At 75.4% G+C, this 9,021-nt stretch carries 7 protein-coding genes; 4 read left to right on the forward strand and 3 right to left on the reverse strand.

Going from position 1 to position 9,021, the window contains the following annotated elements:
• Positions 1–33: 33 nt before the first annotated feature.
• A complete protein-coding gene (locus tag ACFFHU_RS19685) occupies positions 34–798 on the reverse strand; it encodes a type 1 glutamine amidotransferase (protein WP_377340950.1) in 765 nt (254 codons plus the stop codon).
• Positions 799–1,110: 312 nt separating this feature from the next.
• On the opposite strand from ACFFHU_RS19685, the gene ACFFHU_RS19690 reads away from it, so the two are divergent.
• From ACFFHU_RS19690 to ACFFHU_RS19700, 3 genes are all read left to right on the forward strand, one after another.
• Positions 1,111–1,986, forward strand: coding sequence for a S66 peptidase family protein (locus ACFFHU_RS19690; protein ID WP_377341232.1), 876 nt, complete (start codon positions 1,111–1,113; stop codon positions 1,984–1,986).
• A gap of 181 nt (positions 1,987–2,167) precedes the next feature.
• Entirely contained in the window at positions 2,168–2,671 is a 504-nt protein-coding gene (locus tag ACFFHU_RS19695; protein WP_377340952.1) for a hypothetical protein, read from the forward strand.
• A gap of 299 nt (positions 2,672–2,970) precedes the next feature.
• Positions 2,971–4,380 carry a glycosyltransferase gene (locus tag ACFFHU_RS19700; protein WP_377340954.1) on the forward strand — a complete coding sequence of 470 codons (1,410 nt, stop codon included), beginning with the start codon at positions 2,971–2,973 and terminating at the stop codon, positions 4,378–4,380.
• On the opposite strand, the gene ACFFHU_RS19705 is transcribed toward ACFFHU_RS19700, so the two are convergent.
• Positions 4,373–7,699, reverse strand: coding sequence for an NACHT domain-containing protein (locus tag ACFFHU_RS19705; RefSeq protein WP_377340955.1), 3,327 nt, complete (start codon positions 7,697–7,699; stop codon positions 4,373–4,375). The genes ACFFHU_RS19700 and ACFFHU_RS19705 overlap by 8 nt on opposite strands.
• A gap of 202 nt (positions 7,700–7,901) precedes the next feature.
• Here ACFFHU_RS19705 and ACFFHU_RS19710 point away from each other — a divergent pair, with 202 nt between their 5' ends.
• Positions 7,902–8,513 (forward strand): mycothiol-dependent nitroreductase Rv2466c family protein, encoded by a 612-nt coding sequence (locus ACFFHU_RS19710; protein ID WP_377340957.1) that lies wholly within the window; start codon positions 7,902–7,904, stop codon positions 8,511–8,513.
• A 231-nt stretch (positions 8,514–8,744) separates the two neighbouring features.
• On the opposite strand, the gene ACFFHU_RS19715 is transcribed toward ACFFHU_RS19710, so the two are convergent.
• A partial coding sequence (locus tag ACFFHU_RS19715) for a nucleoside/nucleotide kinase family protein (protein ID WP_512700662.1) occupies positions 8,745–9,021 on the reverse strand: 277 nt, incomplete at its 5' end.

The following is a 9,021-nucleotide window of genomic DNA, read 5'->3' on the forward strand; positions in this document are numbered from 1 at the left end:
CGTCCGCGTTGCGCTCCACCACGGCGCGCCCGCTCAGTGGCCCAGCAGGGGCAGGTCGCGGCGGGGTTCCGCCTCGGCGAGCTCGCCGCGGGCCAGCGCCGCGAACCGGATGGCGAACGGCTGCCAGGCCTCCTCGACGTCGGGCAGCAGCCGGGTGGCCGCCGCCACCACCAGGTCGGGTTCGAAGCCCAGCTCGGCCAGCAGCTCGGAACCGGTGGCCCAGTCCCGCACCGTCTCCGCGTCGCACTCGAGGTGGAACTGCAGCCCCCAGGCCCGGTCGCCCAGCCGGAACGCCTGGTGGGCGCAGCGCGTCGAGGCCGCCAGCAGGGTCGCGCCGTGCGGCAGCTCGGTGATCTCGTCGACGTGCCAGTGCAGCACGTCGGGCATCAGCGGGACCCAGCGGAACAGCGGATCCCGATCGGCGGCGTCCCGCTTGCCCACGATGCCCGGCCCGGCCTCCGGCTCCGCGGCCCGCTCGACCTGACCGGCATGCGCCGTGGCCAGCAGCTGCGCGCCCAGGCAGACCGCCAGGGTCGGCAGGCGGTGCCGGACGGCCTTGCGCAGCAGCCCCTCCAGGGCCGGGAACCAGGGCGCCCCCGGCGAGCCGTCGGCCCGCGGGTACGCCTGCTGCTCGCCGCCGAGCACCACGAGCGCCGCGTACCCGGCCAGGTCGTCGGGGAGGCTGTCACCCGCGTACGGCCGCAGCACAGCCAGCTCGAGGCCGCCCTCGGTCAGCCAGTCCCCCAGCCGGCCCGGGCCGTCGCTCGGGTCGTTCTCGATCACCAGTGCCGTCGCCACGACGTCGAGGCTAGCCGCTCGCCCGGGCCGGCCGACCCCGGCGGTCCGGGTGGGATCGGGCACCACCCGGACACGTCGAGGGTCGGCAGGGGCCCGTTGGCCCGTGGCGGCCCACCACCGACCGGCCCGCCGACTCGCGGCCGACCGGGTCGGCAGCCTTCACCGACCGGGACGCCGGTCGGGCCGCGGCCGGACCGGGCCGGTCGCCGGGGGATCTGCGGCCCGGCGGCGGACCGGTCGCCGATAGGCTCGGTGATCGTGTCCGACGATGCCGCGATCCGCCCGCCCAGACTGCGTCCCGGTGACGCGGTGATGCTGGTGTCCCCGTCCGGCCCGACCCGCCCCGAGCGGGTGGCCCGGGGCATCGAGCTGATCACCGGTTGGGGCCTGCGGCCGGTGGTGGCGCCCAACGCGTACGCCCGGCACGGCTTCCTGGCCGGCACCGACGACCTGCGGGCCGCCGACCTGAACGCCGCGTTCGCCGATCCCGACATCCGCGGGGTGCTGTGCACCCGGGGCGGCTACGGCGCCCAGCGAGTGGTCGACGCGATCGACATGGCGGCCGTGCGCCGGGACCCGAAGGTGGTGGCCGGGTTTTCGGACATCACGGCCCTGCAGTTCGCGCTCTGGCGCGGCGCCCGGCTCGCCTCCGTACACGGTCCGGGCGCGGCCTGGCTGGACGAGCGCACCCCGCTGGCGTCGGCGGAGTCGCTGCACGCCGCGCTGACCAGTGGCGAGCCGGTGTCGATCGTCCGATCGGCGGTCGAGGAGACGGCCCGGCTGGTGGTGCCCGGCGTGGCCACCGGCCCGCTGCTGGGCGGGAACCTCTGCCTGATCACCGCATCGCTCGGCACCCCGGACATGCCCGACCTGACCGGCGCGATCCTGCTGATCGAGGAGGTGGAGGAGCCGCCGTACAAGATCGACCGGATGCTCACCCACCTGCGCCGGGCCGGCGCGCTGGACGGCGTCGCCGGGGTGGCGGTCGGGCAGTTCACCAGGTGCGCGGACGACTGGCCGGTCACCGCGGTGGACGTGCTGGCCGAGCGGCTCGGCGATCTCGGCGTCCCGGTGCTGGCCGGGCTGCCCATCGGGCACGGCGTGGGTCAGCTCACGGTGCCGGTCGGCACCCCGGCCACCCTTGACGCGGTCACCGGAACCCTGACGGTCACCGCCGCGGTCCGCTGAGGCGCCGACCGCCCGGCCGTCGCCCGGTCCACCCCGTCGATGGCGGATCCAATCGGGTGATAATTGGGCACTCCGGGCGAGATTTTCAGCTGGTTGACAGGTTCGCCACGGGTGGGTCCAAGGCTGGTTCCGCACCGTCATCAGGTCAGCGCGATCCGCACACACCAGGAGGAGCACCACGATGGGCGTGACCGTCACCCGTAAGAACCTGCTCACCGGCTTGGCCGCCGCGGGCGTACTGGGCGTGGGCATCGCCGTACCGACCCTCGCGTTCGCCGACAACGGCGGCGGCCCGAGCGCGACCCCCGCCGCGTCGACCTCGGCCGCGCCGCCCGCCGCGCCCGGTAAGGCCGGCCGGGAGGGCCGGCAGGCGGCATTCGCCGCGGAGCTGGCCCAGGAGCTGGGGGTCCCGCAGGACAAGGTCGAGGCGGCCCTGGCCAAGATCCGCGCCGAGCACAAGCCGGCCGGCCGGCCCGAGCGCCCGGACCCGGCCAAGCTCAAGGCCGACCGGCAGGCGGCGCTCAAGGAACGGCTGGCCCAGGCGGTGAAGGACGGCAAGCTGACCCAGGAGCAGGCCGACGCGATCACCAAGGCCATCGACGCGGGCGTACTCCCGCTGGGTGGCTTCGGCGGTCCCGGCCGCGGCGGCTGGGACCACCGCGGTCCCGCCGCCGGCGGCCGGTAACTCCCCGGTTCGCACCGGCGGGCGGTGCTCGCGGGAGGTACGTCCGGCCTCCCGCGACACCGCCCGCCCCAGCGGCCCGGGCCGGCGGTGTCGCGTACCCGGCCCGACCGAGCCACCGGGATCACCGCGAACGGCCCGACCGTCCTTCCCCGCGCCGCGGCGGGCCGGGAATCCGGTCCGGATCGGGGCGGTGGCCCAGGAGTCGTCCGGTTACCGTCTGAGGGTTCGTGGCGGCCGGTGGCGCTCGGCTCACCGGGTCGTGCCCGGCCCCTCGGCGGGACCGGGCCAGGGGAGGTCCGATGGCCAGGATTCTCGTGGCGTCGCTGCCGTTCGCCGGCCACGTCGGTCCGCTGGGCGCGCTGAGCGGCGAGCTTGTCGACCGCGGCCACGCGGTGACCGCGTACACCGGGACCAGGTACCGAGACCGGTTCGCCGGGGCCGACCTGCTGCGCTGGAACCGGGCGCCGGACTTCGACGACGCGGACCTGGCGGCCACCTTCCCGCGGATCGGCGACGGCAAGGGGGCACGCGGCGCCATCGCCAATTCCCGGTACGTCCTCTTCGGCACCGCCGCGGCCCAGGCGCAGGACATTCTCGCGGCGGCCCGCGCGGCGCCGTTCGACCTGATCGTCACCGACCAGTTGGCGTTCGGCGGGGCGCTGGCCGGCGAGAAGCTCGGCGTCCCGTGGGTGTCGGTGGCGGTCACCCCGCTCAACCTGCCCAGCCGGGACCTGCCGCCGCCCGGGATGCGGGTCCGCCCCGCCGCCGGCCGGACAATCCGCCCGGCCACCGGCCGCGCCCTCCGGACCCGCGACGCGGCGCTGCGCGGACTCCTCCGGGCCGGCTCGCGCCTGCTCGAACCGCAGATCACCCGGATGCGCGCGACCGTGGGGCTGGGCCCGGCCGCCAGCGGCGGGATCGACCGGCTCTACTCGCCGCACCTGGTGCTCGCCCAGGGCGTGCCCGGGCTGGAGTACCACCGTTCCGACCTGCCGCCGCACGTGCGCTTCGTGGGCCGGCTCGCCCGGCAGCGCGCCGCCACCGAGGCCGGCGCTGTCCAGCCCGATCCGGTCCAGCCCGATCCGGTCCAGGCCGCCGCCGCCCCGGGATGCGGCCCGGCCCTCCGAGCCGTAGCCGGCGGCGCCGACCCGGAGCCGGAGCTGCCGCCCTGGTGGCCGGAGCTGGCCGCGGCGCGGGCCGCCGGCCGTCCGGTCGTGCACGTCACCCAGGGCACCCTGGATGTGGACCCGACCGACCTGCTCAGGCCGGCGGTGACCGGCCTGGCCGGCGAACCGGCGCTGGTGGTCTGCACCACCGGCGGCCGGGACCCGGCGGTGCTCGACCCGCTGCCGGACAACGCGCGCGTCGCCCGGTTCCTGCCGCACGATCTGCTGCTGCCGCTGGTGGACGCGATGGTCACCAACGGCGGCTGGGGCGGCGTGCTGAACGCCGTGCACGCCGGCGTCCCGCTGGTGGTCGCCGGCGGCTCGCTGGACAAGCCCGAGGTGGCCCGCCGGGTCGCGTGGTCCGGCGTGGGCCTGGACCTGCGCACCGGCCGGCCCCGGCCGGAACGAATCCGCCGGGCCGTCACCGAGGTCCTGGCCCGCCCGGCTTTCCGGCGGCGCACGGCCGAGCTGTCCGCGGCCCTGGACGCCGCCGGCGGTACGCCCCGAGCCGCCGCCCTGATCGAGGAGCTGCTGGCTAGGTAGCCGGATCCGGTGTGGAGCCCGCGGACCGGATCAGTGGCTTGATCCGCTCGAGGAGATCTGGCCGGCGTTGCCGGTGCAGCGTCGTCAACCGGTCGACGTCGTCCGGGGCGATGAGCAGCGCCCGGAAGCCCAGCTCGAACAGCCGGACCCGCGCCTCCAGCGCGAGCTCCGTGGTCCACAGGTGCCGAGCGTGCTGCTTGTCCTCGATGATCTCCTCCACGAGGTCCGCGAGCATGTCTGCCCGACGCAGCTCCACGTCGAGAAACGCCAGGCAGCACCGCAGCAGCGGCTCGGACAGCTCGAACAGCTCGGGGGTGAGCACCTCGCGGCTCAGCAGGTCGAGGATCTCGACCGCCGCCTGCGGCGACACCTTGGTGTCGATGCTGAGCTGATCGAGCACCAGGCGAAGAAAGGTCACGACGTCCCGGCTCGACCCCAGATCGTCAAGCAGTACGACGGCCCTCACGCACCGCCGGTACAGCGCCACCCGATCCTGCGGCGGCGTCGACCACAGGGCGAGGGCCAGGTGGGTGATCGAGTGGAGCGGCTCGCCCTCCCGCCCCACCATGACGTGCAGCCCGCCGGGCAGGGCCTCGGCGAGCGGCTCCAGCGCGTGCTGCACCACGTCCGTGCTCGCCCCGCACTCGAAGTTGGCCTTCCGGCGCAACACCTGTTGCTCCTGGCCGACATTGTTGTAGGACCATCGGCGCTGCGTCGTCTGGCGGAGGTCCGGGCCCAGGTTGTAGGTCCAGTGGGTGTCGACCGGAGCGGGCGGCGCCGGGCGGTCTCCGATGCGAAGCATGATCTCCCGACGGTCGCCGTCCCATCGCCGGTCCAGCGTCAGGGTGTCGACCAGCGAGGACCAGCCCTCCGCGTCAAGCTGCGACCGCCACAACAGCGCCTGGGCGTGCCACTCCTGGACCAGGTCGTCGGCATCCGGGTAGAGCTGCCGGCCGCCGATCTCGCCCGCCGCGCAGACGGCCAGCACCAGCAGGTTGGCGCTGTAGGCGGCGTACCGGGCGGGCACCGGGAGCCGAAGCGGCGCGTACCCGTCGTACCGGCGCGGCGCGGCCGTGTGGTGCACGGCCCGGAACAGCCGGACCAGCAGCTCGGTCCAGCCGGCCCGGCGGGTTTCGTCGAGCCCGGCCAGCCGCTCGGCGAGGAAGCCCACGATCGGCGCTCGGCCGGTCAGCACCGCGTACGACAGCAGCGCCTGCAGCAGGTCGTCGTCGACGGGCGTACCGGCGAACGACAGGGTGGACGCCGACTCCCGATCCACCAGGTTGTCGACGACCAGCCAGCTGAGCCGGGCCACCAGGTACTCGCCGAAGGTGGCGTGCAGGAACTCGTACGCGGTGGGCCGGTCGGCGTCCCGGGTCGCCTGGGAGCGGTGCACGAAGAAGAACCGGCCGAGCACGATCTCGGCGGCCCGCAGCGGGGTGCGCCGGTCGTCCCGGGCCACCACGGCGGCGCCGCCGAACGGCAGCGCGGCCAGGTCGGCCTCCAGCTCGGCCTCGGTGACCCACTGCGCGCGGCGGTTGAACATGGCGAACGCCACCACCGAGAGCCGGCGCAGCTCCTCCTCGACGGCCCGGTCCAGGTCCCGTCCCAGCAGTCCGGCCCGGTGCTTCTCGATCTCCCGGCGGCCGAAGTCGCGCAGCAGCCGCTCGTACAGCTCACCCTGCCGCAGGTCGCCGGCCGAGCGCAGGTCGCCGCCGCCCGCGTCGTACAGGGCCAGCATGAGCAGCAGCAGCGGCTGTTCGGCCAGGTCCCGGTGGACCAGGATGGTGTCCGGGTCCACCGGCCGGAAGCCGGGAGCGCCGGCGTTCACGGCGTTCCACGTCTGCAGCCAGCGCCGTACCCGGGCGCCGTCGAACGGTTCCAGCCGGACGGCCACGGCGCCGGCCGGTGGTCGGGCCCGGTCGGCCACGCTGGTCCGGCTGGTCACCAGCACCGCGACCGGGCGGCCCAGCGCGAGTTCCCGACGCTGGAACTCGGCCACCCGGGTGAGGTAGTCGCTCTGGCTCACCCCGGTGGCCTGGAGCAGCTCGTCGAAGCCGTCCAGCAGCACCACCGGCAGCGCGCCGCCGGCCGAGCGGGACAGCGCCGGCCAGTCCAGCCGCTCCCCGGTGGCGTCCCGGACCGCCTGCTCGAGCTGCTCCTGCAGGCCGGCCGCCGCCGGCACATCGCGGAGCACCACCCGGACCACCAGGAAGTCCGCGGCCGGCAGCTGGGCCGCGAGGATCTTGGTGAGCACCGACTTGCCCGAACCCGGCTGGCCGAGCACCAGCAGCGGCGCGTGGACCGCGCCGGGCGCGGTGAGCTGGCCGGTGAGGAAGTCCGCCAGGTCGTCCCGGACCGGCCGGTCGGCCCACCAGCCGTCGTCGGCCGGCCGGGCGTCCGCGCCCAGCTCCGCGAGCCGGAACAGCGGCGACACGTACGCGCCGCCGAGGGTGGGCAGCCGCAACCCCGCCGGTACGTCGCCGGACTGCGCGATCGGCCGCGTCAGCTCGTCGGCGTACGCCGTGGCCAGCGCGCCCCGACGATCGTCCGGCGGGGTCCGCGAGCTGATCCGGTCCAGCGCCGCGCGCAACTCGACCAGCCCGGTGGCCAGCTCCCGGACCTCGCCCCGGGTGGCCTCGTGCTCGTCCAGCCCGATCCAGAACGCCACCTCGGGAAAGTCGGCGGCCAGCCGGGCCAGCAGCTCCCGGTGCCGGTCCTGGGCCGCCATCGCCACCCGGTTCAGCTCCAGCCGCCACAGTTCGGGCGCGCTCGGGACCCCTGCCGCGCGGTCTCCGACGGTCAGATCGATGACGAGCGCCATGAACCGGTGCCCAAGGTCGGCGTAGTAGCCGGCCAGCTCCCGGCGAACCGCCGGATACGGCAGGTGCGGACCGGGTACCGGCGCCGGGACGTCGAAGAACGCCTGCAGCACCGAAAGCGGGTCGGCCGGCCGGGCGCCGCCCAGGGACAGCTGCTCGGCCCGGGTCAGGTCCAGCTCGGCCAACGGGATCGGCAGCTCCGCCTCGGCGAGCGCCTCGAAGTACGCGGTCACCGCGATGACCGCGTGCGCCGCCTCCAGCCGGCGGGTGCGGTCGTACCGGGACAGCCCGGACCGCCGCTCGGAGACCTCGCGCAGCAGGTCGCGGCCGAGGCGTACCAGGCCGACCTTGGCGTCGACGAGTCCTGCCAGCCCGGGCACCGGGATCGCGGCGGACAGCAGCGCTCCGCCGGTGATCTTGTCGATCAGATCGACCCACCGGTTGCCCTTCCCACCGAGCAGTCGTACGGCGTCGGCATAACTGAGCGTGTCGGGCACGCGGAGTCCTCCACTGTGGTCCGGGCGGGTAGCTGGGTCGGGGGAGCTTGGTCGGGGGTAGCTGGGGTGGGCGGTCCAGCATGCCCGTTCGGCCGCGATCGCACTGACCCGGACCCGACACCGCCCGACGTGCGGGCGAGGGTGGCCGGCGTTACGGTGCTGGACCGGCCACGCCCCGGCCGGCCGTACCCAGGGAGGCACCGTGGACACCACCAGCGTCGACTTCTGGTTCGACCCGAGCTGCCCGTACACCTGGGTCACCTCGCGGTGGATCGAGGAGGTCCGGGCGGTCCGGCCGGTCGAGGTCCGCTGGCACGTGCTGAGCCTCGCGGTGCTCAACGAGGGCCGGGAGGACGATCCGGAGGGCGACCCCGAGGGCTGGCTGTGGCAGCCGGTGCGAGTCTGCGCGGCCGTGCGACAGCGGTACGGGTCGGACGGTCTCGGCCGGTTCTATGCGGCGTACGGGATCCGGGCGCATGACCGGGACGAGGAGGTCGATTTCGCCGCGGCGCTGGCCGACGCGGGCCTCGACGCCGGCCTGGCCGACACCGCGTCGTCGACCGACCACGACGAGGCGGTGCGCGCCTCGCACGCCGAAGGCATCGGCCAGGTGGGCGGCGACGTCGGTACGCCGGTGCTGGCGGCCGAGCAGCCGGACGGCACCCGGGTGGCGTTCTTCGGGCCGGTGCTGTCCCGGGTGCCGCGCGGCGACGCGGCCGGGCGGCTCTGGGACGGCACGCTGCTGGTGGCCGGCACGCCGGCCTTCCACGAGCTGAAGGGCCGCCCCACCGCAAAGCCCACCGCCACGGACTGACGCCGGCACGCCCGGACCGCACGACCCGGCAGGCCGCGAACCCCAACACCACGGACCGACGCCCGCACGCCCGGACCGCACGACCCGGCAGGCCGCCAAGCCCAACACCACGGACCGACGCCCGCACACCCGGACCGCACGACCCGGCAGGCCACGAACCCCAACACCACGGACCGACGCCCGCACGCCCGGACCGCCCGACGCGCGGACCGCGCTGGCAGGGGCCGGGTCTCAGGTAAGGGCCTCGAGTCGCTCGACGACCGAGCCGATCGGGGCCGAGGCGTCGATCTCGACCGTGGCGGTCGCTCGCAGCAGGGGTTCGATGGTGGCCAGGTGAAGCAGGACGGCGGCTCGCTCCTCGGGCCGCTTGCCGTACGGATTGTCGGTGCGGGCGGCGATGCGGGCCAGCAGCACGCCGGCGGGCGCGCTGAGCAGGACGATCTGGTCGAAGTGGGGGTAGAAGTCGCCCTGGTTGCTCTTGCACCCCCCCCCCCCCCCCCCCCCCCCC

The organism is Plantactinospora siamensis (assembly GCF_042434095.1).
Classification (GTDB): domain Bacteria; phylum Actinomycetota; class Actinomycetes; order Mycobacteriales; family Micromonosporaceae; genus KBS50.

Excerpts from the sequence above, each read along its gene's own strand:
- ACFFHU_RS19690 (WP_377341232.1), top strand. The coding sequence starts at position 1,111 with ATGCTGGTGTCCCCGTCCGGCCCGACCCGCCCCGAGCGGGTGGCCCGG.
- ACFFHU_RS19695 (WP_377340952.1), top strand. The coding sequence starts at position 2,168 with ATGGGCGTGACCGTCACCCGTAAGAACCTGCTCACCGGCTTGGCCGCC.
- ACFFHU_RS19700 (WP_377340954.1), top strand. The coding sequence starts at position 2,971 with ATGGCCAGGATTCTCGTGGCGTCGCTGCCGTTCGCCGGCCACGTCGGT.